The organism is Lelliottia sp., assembly GCF_045627565.1.
Lineage (GTDB): Bacteria > Pseudomonadota > Gammaproteobacteria > Enterobacterales > Enterobacteriaceae > Enterobacter.
Window position 1 is genome coordinate 88,657 of record NZ_JAZQNX010000019.1, and the last position, 16,237, is coordinate 104,893.

General features: G+C 45.7%; 17 protein-coding genes and 1 pseudogene. 11 read left to right on the top strand and 7 right to left on the bottom strand.

All coding sequences use genetic code 11. The features are described 5' to 3' along the window. The first annotated feature begins 29 nt into the window (after positions 1-29). Genes ACKI5T_RS11000 through ACKI5T_RS11010 form a run of 3 tightly spaced genes read left to right on the top strand, consistent with a single transcriptional unit; the run spans position 30 to position 1,848 of the window. A complete protein-coding gene (locus ACKI5T_RS11000; RefSeq protein WP_407437480.1) occupies positions 30-527 on the top strand; it encodes a tetratricopeptide repeat protein in 498 nt (165 codons plus the stop codon). Positions 528-547: 20 nt separating this feature from the next. Continuing rightward, complete coding sequence (locus tag ACKI5T_RS11005) at positions 548-1,063, top strand: sigma-70 family RNA polymerase sigma factor (protein ID WP_407437482.1); 516 nt, start codon at positions 548-550, stop codon at positions 1,061-1,063. Further along, the gene (locus ACKI5T_RS11010) at positions 1,060-1,848 is read left to right on the top strand and encodes an anti-sigma factor family protein (RefSeq protein ID WP_407437402.1); all 789 of its coding nucleotides are present in this window, start codon (positions 1,060-1,062) and stop codon (positions 1,846-1,848) included. Before ACKI5T_RS11005 ends, ACKI5T_RS11010 begins: the two co-directional genes overlap by 4 nt. On the opposite strand, the gene ACKI5T_RS11015 is transcribed toward ACKI5T_RS11010, so the two are convergent. The 3 genes from ACKI5T_RS11015 to ACKI5T_RS11025 all read right to left on the bottom strand — a co-directional run bounded on the left by ACKI5T_RS11015 (position 1,843) and on the right by ACKI5T_RS11025 (position 4,163). Continuing rightward, the gene (locus ACKI5T_RS11015; protein WP_407437404.1) at positions 1,843-2,394 is read right to left on the bottom strand and encodes a YceI family protein; all 552 of its coding nucleotides are present in this window, start codon (positions 2,392-2,394) and stop codon (positions 1,843-1,845) included. The two genes, ACKI5T_RS11010 and ACKI5T_RS11015, sit on opposite strands and share 6 nt — an antisense overlap. A gap of 119 nt (positions 2,395-2,513) precedes the next feature. Further along, on the bottom strand, positions 2,514-2,870 hold the full coding sequence (locus ACKI5T_RS11020) for a hypothetical protein (protein WP_015960108.1): 357 nt from the start codon (positions 2,868-2,870) through the stop codon (positions 2,514-2,516). Between the two features lie 438 nt (positions 2,871-3,308). Beyond that, complete coding sequence (locus ACKI5T_RS11025; RefSeq protein ID WP_407437406.1) at positions 3,309-4,163, bottom strand: PA4780 family RIO1-like protein kinase; 855 nt, start codon at positions 4,161-4,163, stop codon at positions 3,309-3,311. 474 nt (positions 4,164-4,637) lie between these two features. Between ACKI5T_RS11025 and ACKI5T_RS11030 the strand changes: the two are divergent. Both ACKI5T_RS11030 and ACKI5T_RS11035 read left to right on the top strand, forming a co-directional pair. Then, positions 4,638-4,775: pseudogene (locus ACKI5T_RS11030) on the top strand (tellurite/colicin resistance protein); the annotation flags it as partial. Beyond that, entirely contained in the window at positions 4,772-4,927 is a 156-nt protein-coding gene (locus tag ACKI5T_RS11035) for a DUF3927 family protein (RefSeq protein WP_407437408.1), read from the top strand. The pseudogene ACKI5T_RS11030 and the gene ACKI5T_RS11035, both read left to right, overlap by 4 nt. A gap of 101 nt (positions 4,928-5,028) precedes the next feature. On the opposite strand, the gene ACKI5T_RS11040 is transcribed toward ACKI5T_RS11035, so the two are convergent. Continuing rightward, positions 5,029-5,481, bottom strand: coding sequence for a DUF3828 domain-containing protein (locus tag ACKI5T_RS11040; RefSeq protein WP_407437410.1), 453 nt, complete (start codon positions 5,479-5,481; stop codon positions 5,029-5,031). A gap of 695 nt (positions 5,482-6,176) precedes the next feature. On the opposite strand from ACKI5T_RS11040, the gene ACKI5T_RS11045 reads away from it, so the two are divergent. The 5 genes from ACKI5T_RS11045 (at position 6,177) to ACKI5T_RS11065 (ending at position 12,024) form a co-directional block, all read left to right on the top strand. Continuing rightward, positions 6,177-6,536 carry a hypothetical protein gene (locus ACKI5T_RS11045; protein WP_407437412.1) on the top strand — a complete coding sequence of 120 codons (360 nt, stop codon included), beginning with the start codon at positions 6,177-6,179 and terminating at the stop codon, positions 6,534-6,536. Then, positions 6,533-6,790, top strand: coding sequence for a hypothetical protein (locus ACKI5T_RS11050; RefSeq protein WP_407437414.1), 258 nt, complete (start codon positions 6,533-6,535; stop codon positions 6,788-6,790). The genes ACKI5T_RS11045 and ACKI5T_RS11050 overlap by 4 nt, the downstream gene beginning before the upstream one ends. Positions 6,791-7,056: 266 nt before the next feature. Continuing rightward, positions 7,057-7,764: a prophage tail fiber N-terminal domain-containing protein gene (locus tag ACKI5T_RS11055; protein WP_407437416.1), complete on the top strand. Its 708-nt coding sequence runs from the start codon at positions 7,057-7,059 to the stop codon at positions 7,762-7,764. A 701-nt stretch (positions 7,765-8,465) separates the two neighbouring features. Next, positions 8,466-9,835 (top strand): IS3 family transposase gene (locus tag ACKI5T_RS11060; RefSeq protein WP_407437418.1). Its coding sequence is split into 2 segments (ribosomal slippage): positions 8,466-8,949 and positions 8,949-9,835, totalling 1,371 coding nucleotides; the frame shifts between segments, so codons are not numbered across the junction. A gap of 641 nt (positions 9,836-10,476) precedes the next feature. Further along, on the top strand, positions 10,477-12,024 hold the full coding sequence (locus tag ACKI5T_RS11065; RefSeq protein WP_202895218.1) for a sensor domain-containing diguanylate cyclase: 1,548 nt from the start codon (positions 10,477-10,479) through the stop codon (positions 12,022-12,024). Positions 12,025-12,382: 358 nt separating this feature from the next. On the opposite strand, the gene uspF is transcribed toward ACKI5T_RS11065, so the two are convergent. Beyond that, complete coding sequence (uspF, locus tag ACKI5T_RS11070) at positions 12,383-12,817, bottom strand: universal stress protein UspF (protein ID WP_186753490.1); 435 nt, start codon at positions 12,815-12,817, stop codon at positions 12,383-12,385. A gap of 392 nt (positions 12,818-13,209) precedes the next feature. On the opposite strand from uspF, the gene ACKI5T_RS11075 reads away from it, so the two are divergent. Beyond that, positions 13,210-13,908 (top strand): GNAT family N-acetyltransferase, encoded by a 699-nt coding sequence (locus ACKI5T_RS11075; RefSeq protein ID WP_186753488.1) that lies wholly within the window; start codon positions 13,210-13,212, stop codon positions 13,906-13,908. A 50-nt stretch (positions 13,909-13,958) separates the two neighbouring features. On the opposite strand, the gene ACKI5T_RS11080 is transcribed toward ACKI5T_RS11075, so the two are convergent. Together ACKI5T_RS11080 and ACKI5T_RS11085 are read right to left on the bottom strand one after the other, a co-directional pair. Continuing rightward, on the bottom strand, positions 13,959-15,569 hold the full coding sequence (locus tag ACKI5T_RS11080; protein WP_407437420.1) for an EAL domain-containing protein: 1,611 nt from the start codon (positions 15,567-15,569) through the stop codon (positions 13,959-13,961). Between the two features lie 326 nt (positions 15,570-15,895). Beyond that, entirely contained in the window at positions 15,896-16,150 is a 255-nt protein-coding gene (locus tag ACKI5T_RS11085; RefSeq protein ID WP_129363992.1) for a flagellar transcriptional regulator FlhD, read from the bottom strand. Between the last annotated feature and the right edge of the window lie 87 nt (positions 16,151-16,237).

Sequence of the window (16,237 nt, forward strand, 5' to 3'; positions counted from 1 at the left end):
GTTTGAACGCCCGTTCCCTTGCTATCTCAATGCTGTTATTTTGCTTCCAGGCACCGCAGGCATTGGCGATGGGGGATGATAATACCGAGAGCAAAACGCCCGATTGCCCGAAAGGCCAGGTTTATGACAGCGGGACGAAACAGTGTGTGCCCGAGAAATCGACCCGCCTTAGCGATCAGGATAAAACCAGCTATGCCTATCATCTCGCCAAAAAAGGTGAGTACCAGGCGGCGTTAAATTTGCTGGATACGCTGAAAAATGCCAATACTGCTGAGGCGTGGAATTATCGTGGTTACGCGACGCGTAAGCTGGGGCGCACGGACGAAGGAATCGGTTATTACCAGCGTTCGCTTGCCCTTGAACCGAATTACGCCAAAGCTCGCGAATATCTGGGAGAGGCCTGGATGGTGAAAGGCCGCCCGGATCTGGCAAAAGAACAACTGCAGGTTATCGCCGGAATTTGCGGCCAACATTGCGAAGAGTATCGCGATCTCCAGAGCGCGATTAACGGGCATCCGGAATCCTGACCCTTACAGGAGCATGAAAAATAACCACCAGTGACGTTCGCCAACATCTTGCAGCCCATCTTACGCGCCTTTGGCGCTACGGCCTGGTGCTGTCTCGTAATCGGGATCTTGCTGAGGAGCTGGTTCAGTCCACCTGCGTGCGCGCGCTCGAAAAGAGCGCGCAATACTCGCCCGGCACGCGTATCGACCGATGGTTGTTCTCGATTCTTCATTCGATTTGGATCTCCGATCTCCGCGCCCGTCAGGTCAGAATGGGGCAGGGATTTGTGCCCAGCGACGAGCTGATCGCCCCGGATACGCATGGGCAGAATGAGGATCGGATGCACTACCAAAAAATTATGCAGAGCGTGAATGCCCTCCCGGAAGCGCAGCGAAATGCGGTGTTTTTGGTGTATGTCGAGGGATTTACCTATCAGGAGGCCGCAGACACGCTGTCGGTGCCGATTGGCACGATAATGAGCCGGCTGGCAACGGCACGGACAACGCTTGCCAAATCGGCAGCCATGCGACCGGTGGCAAAGGAGAAACGATCTTGAAATCGCTACGTTTTGCGCCCCCTTATGACGATGATGCGATAGTCGCCTGGCTTGACGGCGAAATGGATCGCGCTGACGCTCAAGCCTTTGAACAACAGCTAAACAGCGATGAAAAACTCGCCGCACGTACCGCTGAGCTGATGAAAAGCAATCAGGATTATCCAGGCGCGTTTGCGCCGTTACTGGACGATGCACCGTCCGCGCGAATGCAGGCAAAACTGGACGCTTATCTGGACGCGCAGTCGACGAACCGTGCCGGAGTGAGCCGTCGGGCGTTGATCGCCGCATCGCTCAGTTTCCTGGTTATCGGTTCGAGGTTGGGTTATCTGGCGCGCCCATCCGAAGAGATGCGCGACGAAAATGGCCATATTCGCGATCTCGAGGCCCAATACATGTCGCTGTATAGCGCTGAAACGCTGCTCGATCTGGACAGCTCGACGTCAGCACTGCAAAAAGGGCTGGCGCGCACGGCGCAGGATATCGGGCTACACGTCAATGAACAGCAACTCGCTTTGCAGAGCGCGGAGCTTAAAATGGTCCGCATCCTGCGCTACGAGAGCACCTCTATCGCGCAGATAGCCTGGATACATGCGGATTACGGCCCGATGGCGCTCTGCATTTCTCCGCTGGAGCAGGAAAGTCGCACCGATATCACCCGTGAAACGCGACACGGCATGAACGTCGCGTGGTGGAATAGCCGGGGCTATCAATTTGTCCTTATCGGACGAAATCCTGCGTCGCAATTACAGGACAGCGCACGGCGATTACACTCTGCACTCTCATGATTTGGCATGGATATCAATTTTGATATTGATGCGATCGTCGACCACCATGGCGAATTTGTCCATGTGCCAGGCGGAACGGGAGATGGCGGTAGTGGCGTGAAGGGAGATCGCATCGGTCACTTTGCGATCGTCCAGTACCGCCTCAAGGATCACCGGACGCTGAACATCCTTTACCTGTAACGAGCCAAATACCCTGAAACGACCGTTCCCAAGCGACACCACTCTGGTGCTGCTGAACACAATATTGGGGTAGCGCGCGGCATCGAAAAACATGTCACTTTTAAGCTGCCACGTCAGCAAACTGTTGGAGGCGACCAGCGTCGAGACGGGGATTTTCACGTTGATACGATCGGCAAACTCATTCTCGGGATCTAAGGTCACATTTCCCGTCGCGCTGTCGAGATTGGCCCAGGAAAGAATGCCGCCGAACGCGCGCCAGGAGAGGGTGATAGGCGTGCTGTGTGTATCAATGGCATAGCTGACAGGCATTGCGCGTAAGCTCGGGCACAGGATCAGCGTAAGCAAAAGTAGTGTAAGGCGAATCATCGTGGGATCTCCAGTGAGCGACAGGGTGTAAACGCATGGAGTCGAAAAGTTATTCGAGAAATTTTTAAGCAGGCAATAAAAAAGGCCGCGAGGCGGCCTTTAGAAGGGGAGAAACGGGCTTATTCAGTGACTTTCTTTTCCAGCTCTGCTGCGCCTTCTTTAGTCTTATTCCAGCCTTTCTCAGTACCTTCTTTGGTGGCATCCCACCCTTTCTCGGTACCTTCTTTGGTTTTATGCCAGGCTTTCTGCGAATCTTCACTCACTTTGCTGCCAAAACTTTCGCTTTTTCCTTCAGCGGCATGTTCAGATTTCAGCTTCAGCTGTTCGCCTTTGTGCTGCTCTTCATGCAGTTTTTGCTTTGCGTTGTTCGCGTTTTCATTTGCGGCGGCAACGGTATCGTCGGTTGCATGTGTGGTTGCGGCAAAAACAGGCGTCGCCAGCAGAAGTGCAGATAATGCAATAATTGTCTTTTTCATCATATCCTCAACTAACGTTATTCATGTTATGAGCGTGTAAAGGATGGCACGAGCGAAGCGGCACGGCTCTAGGAAAAAACTGTAAGTGGATCAGTGGGGTTTAGACGAGGGGAATGTTATTGCGATTTTTATACCGACAAACCTATCACCGCGTTGACTACTGATGAGGCCATAAACACCCCGCCGACTATCAAAAAAGTACGTTCTTTACGCGTAGCCGCAAGTACGAGCATGGCAATCGCCACGACGAAGAAGGGGAGGGCGATGATGCTGAAAGTGTTTATGAGGGAGCCTGCGATTAATAGACGTCAAACGAGTCAGAACATCCTAATGTGAAACGCTCCCGTGGATAAGCCGTTAAATTTAATGGGGTGGACTGAGTGTCTGCGTGCTGTTTTAAATGACGAAAACCTGGCAACAACATCGCTCATTCCACCGTTATTGGTCGTCACGTTCCTGGGCTGCGCGCTGACGATCGTAGTACTCATCTTCTGCGGCAATGATTTCATCCATCAGCGAACCCATATCCACATCCTGAAGCTCTTCAACAAAGAGACCGGTCAGCGGAGATTCTGGGGTTAACTTCCCATCTTCATACAACGCCCAAATCTCTTTCGCATAACGCGTTTGCAATAGCTGCGGGGCGAACTGGCCGTAATAGGCGGTGATGTTGCCTACATCACGTTCAAACATGGCCTCAGCGTGGTTGTTCGCGGCGGCGTCGACGGCCTGCGGAAGGTCGATAATCACCGGACCTTGAGCATCAAGTAACACGTTAAATTCTGATAAGTCGCCGTGTACGATGCCAACGCATAACATGCGAACGATGTTGCGGATCATCGTGTGGAAATCAGCAACGGCGCTTTCTTCCGTTAACGTCACATCGCTAAGGCGTGGAGCTACCATGCCTTCTGCATCAGTCACCAGCTCCATCAATAACACGCCATCGATACACATATAGGGCTGCGGTACGCGCACCCCGGCGTTCGCGAGACGGAACAGTGCATCGACCTCGGCCATTTGCCAGGTCTCTTCTTGTTGCTTACGCCCGAACTTTGAGCCTTTTTGCATGGCGCGCGAATTACGCGTGTTACGGACTTTACGCCCTTCCTGATAGTGCACCGCCTGCTTAAAGCTACGCTGCGAGGCTTCTTTGTACACTTTGGCACACTGGATTTTGTCGCCGCACATGACAGTGTAAACGTCGGCTTCTTTGCCACTTTTCAGGCGCTGAAGTACATCGTCTACCAGACCGTCATCGATCAGAGGTTGGATTCTGTTTGGAATTTTCATGCCGCTTTATACCTTATTTCAGGTGCTTTTCGTACCAATAATACAGGCGGTGATACTGAAAATGAAGGCTGCGCCAGACCGATGTGAATGTAAGGGTTGGTAAGATGGCTGACCCAGCTCAGGTTTGTTATTGAGGAGCACATTGTAGATAGCAGAAGGGCTTGTTTTTGTCGCGTTCAGCAGCAGGTCATAAACTGCACCGGCATGGAGGGCAGCACTCAGTGATAAAAATTCGGTGTCTGCGAGAGGCGCTCTCTTTTACCTATCACTGTTCTTACGCGAATGGAGATATGTTTTAGGCGTACGTTTTGCCATCTACTTAAACGTTTGCCCGTTATCACAGGATGAAGACGCATTCTCTCGGAACACAACGGACAAACTGAAAGCACAAAAAAGCCCGCAGGGCTTGTGCCGTGCGGGCTCTTAGGACTTCATCGGATGACTCTGGTAATCACCGATGGAGAATTTTGGTGGGCTGGTACACCTGATGCGGTTGATGTTCTTTGCCTGTGCCTTGATGTCGCAGACAATGGCGGCATCGGAGAAGACGAAGAGAAGCAGCTCAAGAAAATCGCCCAGGCTTTGCAATTGCCACTGGATCAATACCTGTGATCGGCAAACTTCGCCTGCTGTCCATCGCCGTGCTGTTGTTCCTGGTGGTGGCAGTCGATTTTACCGAGCGGGCAATGTCGGTGCTCGCTGATGGTGTGCTGGTGGCCGGTGTGATTACGGTCGCCCTGCCGCTAATACGCCGCAAAAAATAGTGCCCTTATAGTGCGTCCTGCGGGGCGCATTCATTAAGGCTACTGAAAGATATGTTACAGGGGCAAAAGATACATTTCATCAGTACCCCTGTATCGTCATTTTACTCATTCTGCAGGTTGTCAGAAATATCCATGCTGGCAACTGATTGGACTTTCCAGGCGCCATCTTCCTTAACCATGCAGTCAATTACAGTGTGATCCCGCTTTTTGCCGAATGAAATATACACCTGCATGCAAGCGGCATCGTAATCAAGCGCCCGGACATTGACTGTTCCCCAGTCATCTTCATAGCCCTGGGCTTTAATGAACATATCGACGTCTGGCACGTCATATTCATTGGGATCCAGTTTATCCATGGCTTTGAGCCTGCTGATCGTTTCGTGGGTAACGTAGCGGCTTAACGCTGCATAATCAGTAAGTGGTTCTTTCCCGCTCATTATTTGCGAGATGTACCACTTATTAAACTGCAGCGCTGCGGATGCCTCAGGGGATAACTTTTGTGCAGCGGATACAATAGCGGGCAGAAACAGAGCTGCCAGCATTAATTTTTTCATGTCAATCATGCCTGTAAATTGCATACGCGGGTTTTACTTCCCGGTATTCCGGTCCCGGATACATTGTCCGTTGAACAAAATCAGAGTACCAGACACCATGCCCGTCATATATGCATGCGTGCCCGAAGGTATGGTGTGCTGTGGCCTGGATGACAGCCACGTCGCCTTCAATCGGTTCGCCGTAAACCTGGTGGAATCCGACCAGTACGAGATTGCTTGCTTTTCATATCCTTTGCGAAATGCGTGTTTTGCAGATTTGCGCCGCCAGCACGAATGGCATTTGACACGAACTCTGCACATCTTTTCTGGCTATGCTGTCCAGCGTGCTGACGCGCGAAGACAACGGCTTTATGGGCACTCCACACAATTTATTTCCCTATTAGTTGAATGAGTGACAAGGGAAACATTACGCCGGTAAGTCACGCGGTTATGTAATGAATAGTGACGTGGTATTAACCACTATCCATATGATTTATATATATTAAGCAATCAATAATTCAATATTATGTCCGCCGCTGTGTGGGCTTTTTTTGTGGACGAAACCAAATGCCTTATAAACATACGCTAGCCTGCTGATTGTTGAGCACCTTGCAGGTGTATCGGCTGACCTGCTGTTTACCTGCCCGCCGTATGCCGATCTCGAAGTGTATTCCGATAACCCTGCAGACATATCGACGATGGATTACCCGGCCTTTATGACTGCGTACCGGCAGATTATTGCCCGGTCGCTGTCGCTGCTGCGGGATAACCGTTTCGCTGTGATAGTGGTCGGGGATGTGCGAGACAAAAAAGGTCTATACCGCAACTTTGTTGGGGATACCGTCCAGGCGTTTATTGATGCCGGTGCGCGCCTGTATAACGAGGCAATTCTGGTTTCGCCGCTGGGTAGTCTGCCGGTGCGCGCTGGTGGCCCGTTCACGAAGTCCAGAAAGCTGGGGAAAACGCACCAAAACGTCCTGGTGTATGTGAAGGGCGATCCGGTTGAGGCGACGAAGTTTTGCGGCGCTGTCGATGTTGCTGATGCTCTGGCGCAGTTCGGGGAAGGTGAAGAATGAATTTACCGGTCGAACAAATCCAGGCGTATGCCGCCCGGCGCTTAACAGAGCAGCAGGTTGCAGATGTGCTTAACCTGCGGCTGCCTGACATTAAAAGCGATCCCGATATTTACGCGCAGTATCGTGAGGCTATCCGTATTGGACGTGCGAAAGGTGAAGCGGAGCTGCGCGACGGGCTGTATAAGCGTGCGAAGAACGGAGAGGTAAAAGCTTTTCTGTTTCTGATGCGCAGGGAACAGGATCACAGGGATTAAACGTTATGCCAGCAAGAACACCAACACCGTGCCGTGTGCGTGGCTGCCACGCACTGGTTAGCGACCGTTCAGGCTACTGCGAGATCCACAAAAGCGAAGGCTGGTCACGTTATCGAAAGCAAAAAAATTCTGGCAAGAATCCATTCCATTACAAACTCCATCATATATTAAGCCGCAATAAAAGCATGGTTAATAGACTTAACTCAAATTGGTTTTATAGATCAATTTCAACGGATTGATCTATAAAACGATCATGCGGGTGAAGTATGCAGGTCGATGTGTTTAAAACTTCACATCACAGGGAGTACGAAATGTCATTGAGAATAATCATTTCCGGCATCTATGCGGATCCGGAGGGAAAGCCATTACCGGCCAAAACCTTAACGTTTGAATCGCTTTATAACTCGTCACAAACGCAGCTCAAAACCACAGTGCAGGTCGTGACAGATAAAGACGCAAACTACTCGGTAGCGCTGGTGCCGAATTATTACAACGTTTGCGAACTTGACGGAAAAGGCCGGTCAAAATGGCCAGGCAATATTCAGTTATTTGCGGATAGCCCGTCGGGAACGCTTAACGAGTATTTCACCGCGTTTAGAACTGATCAGGTGCAGCCAGGCATTTTAATGGAAATGGAGGAGATTTTAGAAGAAACGAAGGCCGCAGCGGCTGATGCCGGGTTTAATCCGTGTGGCCCGTGGAACTCAACCACAAGCTATAAAAAGAATGATTTAGTGCAGTACAGCGGCAGCCAATATCTGGCCACCGCGCCGGTAATGGCTATTGAGCCACCGTTCGCACCATGGTCTCTTTTCGTTTCAGCCGGGGACAATGGATTACCGGGACCGTCAAATATACTGACCGTTGGCACTGTGCAAACATTGCCGCCGGGCAGTTCTGCAACCGTTGAGATTGTGGGCGATAGCCCAGCACAGGTTTTAAATTTCGGTATTCGGCTCCCGATCATTCAATGATTGATTGTGATATGACGGTGAACGGCAAAACGTATCCGCTCACGCTAACTGCCGATGATTACACTGAACATGTGCTGCTGTTCTTTGCTAATGCGAAAGCCGGTTAATACGGTGATGTAGCAGAGTACAAACCTTTGTGATGTGATTTTATTTGCAAGGAATGATTGTAAAAAGCACGACTATTGAAGTGTTTAGGCAGGTATGAGAGCGGGGGATTTTGTTGCACTTATTTACATAAAGAAAAACCCCAGACGGTTAAATCTGGGGTTCTTTTAAAGTGCACGTGCATTTCACGTGCATATTTTTGTCTTTTCACTGTCTGCGTACTGTCTGGTCAGTGTCCATAAGTGGCTGTTTTTATTGCCGCTGTCCGGTTGCAGTCCTGTTAAAAGGGCTGGGGTCTCTGTGCTTTGAATTTTATCTTGTTGATATTTAATATTTTAATTTAAATTTATTTCGTGGAGGGTTCCAAAAAGGAACCTTAAAATATAACCATAGCACGTTGAATGGTTCCAGTACGCCAAGTGAATTCAAAATAACATGCCAGTGTAATCATGTCTGCTATGAGCTAGGTGCGGACACTGGGTTTACCGTTTCGGCAAAACTTAACTGGCAGATATCGATACGACACCAGACCCGCTAAACAACATGCGGATACTGTACTGCACCCATTTAGTTGGACTCTCAAACTGGAGAGTCCCATGCCCGGACGTAAATATTCCTTTGAAGAACGCCTGAAAGTCGTTATGCACTACTTTGCTAGTGAAGAAGGCTATCGTTTAACATCTTCCCGTTTCAACATTCCCCGAACCCAGGTGAGAATCTGGGTTGCAGCCTATGATGCTTATGGTGAAAAGGGATTAAAGCCCAGAGACAAAGGCGTGACTATCGATCCTGAAATCAGAATTGAAGCTGTGAAAGCCGTGCTTTCAGGTCAGATGTCCCAGACTCAGGCTGCCACAAGGTTCAATGTTGCAGGTGCAGCATCAGTAGCCAAATGGATGAAAGTATTCCATGAGCATGGTGAGGAAGGGCTACGCTCACTTAAGGTAGGCAAAAAAAGGGAATCATATATGGCCGAGCATCCTGAACTTGTTGAGGTCGTAGAGGAAAGGTCAAAAGCGCGTCGAATACATGAACTTGAAAGGAAGATCAAATTCCTTGAATTGCGGATACTTTATCTGCAAAAGCTGAAAGCCTTAGTTCGGTGAGGGATAAGGTTCGCGTTATTGACGAGCTAAGGCAGCATTACCCACTTGATCAGCTACTGAATGCAGCCGGGATACCACGAAGCACGTTTTATTATCATCTTAAAGCCCTTCGCTCTCCGGGAAAATATGATGAAGTAAAGTGTAGAATCAAAGAGATATATGATGAGAACCTTGGCCGCTATGGTTATCGTCGGATAGCGATGGCGCTCAGAAGGGAGGCGGGGGTGATTAACCACAAAGTGGTTCAGCGCCTGATGAACTTACTTGACCTCAAAGCTGCTATCAGAGTTAAACGCTACAGTTCTTGGCGTGGCGAACGGGGCAGCTCAGTTGACAACATTCTGCAGCGAAATTTTAAAGCCAGCCAGCCTAATGAAAAATGGGTTACAGATGTCACCCAATTTGCTGTCAATGGCCGCAAACTCTACCTTTCTCCGATCATCGATCTTTTTAATAACGAAGTCATTTCCTACAGTATTTCAGAACGTCCAGCTATGGCAATGATTGATGACATGCTGAATAAGGCACTTACCAGACTGGACATGAACAGAAAGCCAATTCTCCACTCGGAGCAGGGCTGGCAATACCGGCACCGGTGGTACCAGTATCAGTTACGAGAGTTCGGAATCGTGCAAAGCATGTCCCGCAAAGGAAACTGCCTCGATAACGCCTGCGCCGAATGTTTTTTCGGAACGTTAAAATCAGAATGCTTTTACACTAATAAATTCAACGATATTGACGAGCTTAAAGTCGTTCTTGAGGACTATATTCGATACTACAACACCCAACGAATCAGTCTAAAATTTAACGGGCTTAGTCCTGTTGAATACCGCCTCAAAACCTATCCGTTGCGAATTTAGCAAGGTGATTTTCATTAAGGATGCCACCAGGACAATATGTGTAAAAATACGAACGAGCTTTTTGCTAAGGATGTCTGCATCTCTGATGAGGATGTTAAAATTACCAGGGCCAGAAACTCATTTGAAATGAACGAGCATATTTCTGCTTAAAGCTGTGAGTTCAACGGGTCGACGTAACGCTATCCTTAATCGAGGGGGGGGCATGAACCGAAATTGTATTGTTGTAGCTAAATTGAGATGTCGATCCTGGGGCGGATGTCTTTCAGCACTGATTATGATGTGATACCCAAATGTTGCCGGTACTTCATCGGACTCATCGAGAAGCGGGAATACATTCCCATTCGGACGCCGGATAGATTCTCACAAGCCAACTTATCGTCAAATCGGCGTCGTAAAAGGTAGTGACCATAGACTCTGCTTGACAAGATGGCCCGCATTTAAAGAGAGGAAAATGGCGGTTCGCTCCTCGCGACAAGTTCAAGGATCCTGTAAAAACCGCATTACTGTTACAATCTATTACTATAGGACGAGCCCGAGAACCTCTGAACTATATTTTAACCTTTCTTCAGACTCACGAGTGATGCATCTACTTAAAACAGTTAAGCACACGACGGTGTATAACAGAATTCAGGATATGGTATATGCCAGGTAACTTGTTCAAATCTTATTCTTCTTTACTGAAAACATCGCTGGGCAAGAGTATGGCTGTTTTTCTTCTGCTCACCGCCATGGCTGTTGCTGCCATCAATGGCTGGACGATGTGGAGTTCATGGCAATACCAGCTTACTAAAAGCGAGAATGATGCCCGAAATCTTTCCTTTTCCTTGGCCCGGCAGGCGGAAGATGCTTTTTTACAAGTCGACATAATCCTTTCTGAGATAGTCAGGCAGCTTACCCAAAATGGTATGAAGTATGCCAATATCCCGCTTTTCGCATATCATTTGAAAGAGTTACACGGTAAGTTGCCCCAACTTCATGGCCTGTTTATCTACGATAATCAGGGGAACTGGGTAGCGACATCAGGCGGATATATCCCTGCAAAAGCCAATAACGCAGATCGAGAATATTTCATCTGGCACAAGCATCATACAGATAATGCTATACATCTCGGCCATGTTGTCCGGAGTCGTTCCACCGGCGATCTGGTTATTCCTGTATCAATGCGACTTAACGATGCAAATGGGCTTTTTGCGGGTGTGGCGCTCGCTACGATAAAAATTGATTATTTCAGGCATTACTACAATTACTTCACGCTTGGAAAGCGGGATATTCTTGGAATCATGCTGGCTGACAGTTCCGTTATCTATATCCGGCCTTTTCCTGATTCCGTCATCAACAAAAATCTTTCCGGGAGCCCGCTTTTTGCATCTCTTCTTAATTCAAATGAAAGCGGCAGCGCCACCTGGTCTTCCGCAATTGATGGGGTGGAAAGAATTTTTGGATATGCCCGCCTGGAACAGTATCCACTTGTAGTGGCGGCTGGCTATGACAGGGATCAGATCCGCACAGACTGGCTGGCATCAAATATAACAGATGCTGCATTGAATTCGGCTCTGCTAGTCATGATGTTTATTATGGGATTCTTTGTACTGCGTCAGGTAAACGCCAACGTGAGGAACCAGAATGAGCTGACTCAGATGCGGGATGAGCTGACCACTATAAATCATACATTGCAGTTGCTGGCACTGCTGGATGGACTGACCGGGCTGGCGAATCGCAGACAGTTTGATACTTACCTCTATCAGAGTCTTGAGCGATCGCGGAAAGAGAGGCAGCCGCTTTCCCTGATCATGATCGATGTCGACTTTTTTAAACGCTATAACGACACATATGGCCACGTAGCCGGTGATATCTGCCTGAAAAAAGTGGGCAGCGTACTGAACGCACTTGCTCAACGAAAGGGTGATCTAGCGACCCGCTACGGCGGCGAAGAGTTTGCCGTTATTTTGCCGCGGACTGGCGAAGCTGAGGCGAAGCGTTTTGCTGAGAGGGTAGTGATGAGCGTGAGAAAAACAGCTATAGGGCACAACACCACAGACATCTCAGAAAAAATCGTTACTGTCAGCGCAGGTTGCGCTTCATTGTTATCTGTGGGACTGGCCAATGAGGCGGAAATACTTAAAGAAAGAGCTGACCAGGCGCTGTACGAGGCGAAAAGGGCTGGGCGTAACTGTGCGCGGAACTGCTAAACAATCGGGAAAATGCTCATTCATACTCAGTGCAACTTCATTATTTGTGGGTGTTTTTTTCCAGCCTTTTTCCAGCCAGTGTTTATTATGTAAGCTAAGTTTTATTTAACTTTACCGTTTCATAAACTTTTTTAAGCTCTGTGTGCCAGAATTATTGGCATAAAGCGCACAAGGTTATGGTGCCACTGTTGTGTTGTAGTCGGCAGGAGATGATGTCCCCTGCCACTTTTTTGAGCATTATCGCCCCTCACCATCACTCCCATATTAGGCTTCCTGTCAACGCAGCCTGCTTCATTCAAACTTCTATTGTATGGTGATGCAGACCACTACTACCCTTTAAGTCTCGTGAACCATGATGCTAACGAACCACCAGTACCGGGCATTTCGCATGACGCACAACAGCACCTGCATTTGAACCCAGTAGATAGGTCGAAACATCAGGACGATGAGAAGCAATAATGATGAGGTCAGCATTTATGGCATCGGCAAGTTTGAGAATTTGATCTTTGGGGGATCCGGCTATCGCGTGTGTCTCGAATTTATTTTCGGGCAATCTAAATTGTTTAACAATTTCATTTAGCTTAGATAAAACCTCATACTGTAATTCATTGATATCCGGTACCTCCGCCGAATATGCTATACCTAATGTGGAATAATAAGGTAGTGAAGGGATAACCGTTAGAAAATGCACCTTGGCTATGTTAATGGCTGAGTTTTGTTGTACATGCGGAATGACTAGCTTTGTAAGCTCAACTTCCGATATATCGATCGGTACGAGTATTGACTTATACATTTCACGCCCCCTACATAACAATACAAAAAATAAGTGTACTCATAATCTGTTACTGGATGTGTGTTCTGCTTCAAAAGCAGAACATTTTTTAGGAATTTAAGAGAACTTTGAGACGATATGAATCGTAACGTGTGGCTCTCCCTCTTGCACAAATGCGAGAACTTTCACGGGTTCCTTGATATGGGGTAGTGTAACTATCTTGCAAGAGATCTGTTTCCCGGACTTTGTCCGAGGTATGTTTAACTGTTCACAACACATCATCTATACTGGACGCTGTCTCGCTTTTACTTATAATTATTAGATGTAAGTGAATATATTCAACTATCATAATAAAGTTATTTTAGTGGTTTAATGGTTTTTGTGGAAAATTTTGAGTCCGGTAAGGAGATATCATGAGTACTGTTAACAAATTTGGACAGATAACTGGTCGTGAGGTTCCAGTATGGTCAGTACGTGAGACCCCTGAGAGTATAGATCTGAATGGAGTTTGGTGTCAGGTACGACCTTTGAGGCCAGATGACGCGCAGACACTCTTTCATGAGTGGCAAAGTATTGATGATGACAGGGACTGGACATATCTAAAAGACAGTAAACCTACAACTTATATTCAGTGTATCAATTACTTTAAAAAACTATCAGAATCCCACCAATGCTTATATCTTGCTGTCATAGATAAAAGGGATAATTTAGTTAAGGGTATTTTTTCTGTTAATTACACAGATACAGAAAATGGTGTTTTCGAACTTGCGGAGGTGAACTGGACACCGTTGATGAAAAGAACACAAATGAGTACAGAAAGTATTTATCTTATTCTTAACTTGTTTTTTAATCGTCTTGAATTCAGAAGGTGTGAATGGAGAACAAATATTTATAATGAAGATGCCATAAAATCTGCGCAGCGATTAGGTTTCATTCATGAAGGTATCCTTCGTGATAAAAAAATCACCAAAGGATATAGTGAAAGTATTTCCATTTTTTCTATAATTTCAGCAGACTGGCCAGTTATCAATAAAGCAATGATGATATGGTTAAGAAAAGAAAACTTTGACGATCGCGGACGGCAAATTCGAAAGTTAAAAGAGTTTTTTTAACGTTGAAAAAAACCAGAGTGTTTACAAATACTCTGGTTTTTATATTCTTATTAGGTTCTATTAATTAACCGTTTAGGGTGTGACTCTCTATTTTGTGAGATAAGTTTGACAGCTTCGGGGAAGCCTAATGCTTTTGAATAATACCATCCCTGGATACAACTTCCTGGCCAGAATTCTTTCAGGTATTCAACTTGAATCTGAGTTTCCACCCCCTCAAAAATGATTTTTTCAGATATATGTTTGAACATGGTCTGAAGTCCGGGAAGGATATTTTTTCTAAAAGAAGTTGTCCCTATTGTATCAGTAAAACACTTGTCTATTTTAATTTCATCAATTTCTAGGGCAGAGATTAGATTCAAATTGGAATGGCCTGTACCAAAATCATCTATGGCAAATCTAACACCAATTAATTTATATTTTTCGATAAATAATTTCATATCCTCTAAATTACCACCATGCCTTTCTGAAATTTCAAGGAGAATTAGCCCATTGGGAATCTGATAATCCTGAATCAAATTTATCAGCGTGGAACTGAACCGCTCAGAATGAAGGTCGCTCACGTTGATATTGATACTCAGAAAAATATTATACTGAATCGCGACGTGAATAAAATCATGGATAGCGTGCTTTAATACATATAATGTTACTTCTTCCTGTAAACCATCTGTTTCAGAAAGAGGAATGAAAACATCAGGGCCGATAGAACCTAAACGATCATCGTTCCAGCGAAGAAGCGTTTCAAATCCACAAATACTTTCATTCTTAATTTTAAATATTGGTTGATAAACAAGCGATAAGCCATCTTGTTGTAATGCTTTTGCAAACATTACAGATAACGAATCCCTTGATTCTTTTTTACTTATTATAATTATATAAGCCATAGACCCAGACATTATTGAAAGTAGCAACAACACTAAACCTACACCCCAATGTGCTCCCGTCACTCCCTGAAAATAAGCACCTCCAGTGACACTTATGTCATATCGGTTACTCAGTTGCGTGGAAATGGTAAATTTAAATGGTAAGCCTGTATGCTTATCGAGGAGACCGGCATAAGGGCCAATTTTAAAATAATGATTATTGTGATCCCTGTCTCCGATTACAGCACTGAAATCTTTTGTATGCATATCAGTTTCAAATCTTTTAAAAGAAAATGGGGAAATAATAATGCTCACGCCATTTTTTATATAAATGTCAGCTGAAATTTTATCAAGAAGTGATACACCAAAAAGCCACGTACTATCGTTTATTTGTATTTTTTTTTCAAAACGGTTAAGAGGAATGTGGGCCTGAAATATACCCCATGTCGCTGTACATGTTAGACCAATTTGCGTGACATAACCAACATCCTTAATCAAAGGATAAGGCCATATAAAAATCCTAAGTTGCTGTAGGTTTTCATAGGAGCAGGGAGCACTACTAATTCCTTCATTGAGATTAGCCACATGTCCTACCGTCTCTAATTGTTCATAAAGAGACTCTGCACGCCTGAGTACTTCTGTGGTGTAATTGTTGATTTTGTCTCTAAAAACAAGATAACTTAATCCCTCTAAAACAACAAAGAATAGCATGCCAGTACATATTATGCATACAGCAAGAAGCCATATATTTTTAACTTTTAGCTTTGATGCTTTCCATTTTTTTATTAATAATCTGAACACACTTCCTCCAAACCTGACTACTGTTTTCGGCAGATTTTTTCCCAGTGACCCCTTCACTGTTACTACAGTAGTTAATGTATGATATCGGCATTTTTTTTCAGTTCTTTAAATTTAAATTTTCTCGTATGGTAAAAATTTCTTAGGCAAGCATCAAAGTAATTATTTATGGATGTGTTTTAGGGTGGATTAACAGTAATGATAATAACTATCAATCAATTTCTAAGATTAAAGCTTTTGGGCTATCCCAAATTATACATTGATAAAAATGTCTTACTCATGGGCAAAAGATAACTGTTGATCGTATAATTTGATTTAGCTCGTTGTTTTTATTGAGTATGTGTTACTTTTCCATCATCTAATTGTTGCTTAATTATGCCAGGCTTGAGAGTGATAAGTAACTGGCTTGTTTCTGCCAAAGAAACAAGCTTCGATAGTGGTAGACTCTGGAGAACTTTGACTAATTCTTCATTGATATCAGCGTCTATATTTGGTTCATTAAATGTAGAAATGCGCTGGATCAACAGTAGATAAGAAAGATTTAAATAATGAATTTCCTGGAGACAATCAGAAAAAGACTGCATTGATATGACCTATAGTAAACACGTAATGGGGACTCATAAATACGTTGTAATAGAATTTGACAGATAAAATTTCCCCGTCTATATAGC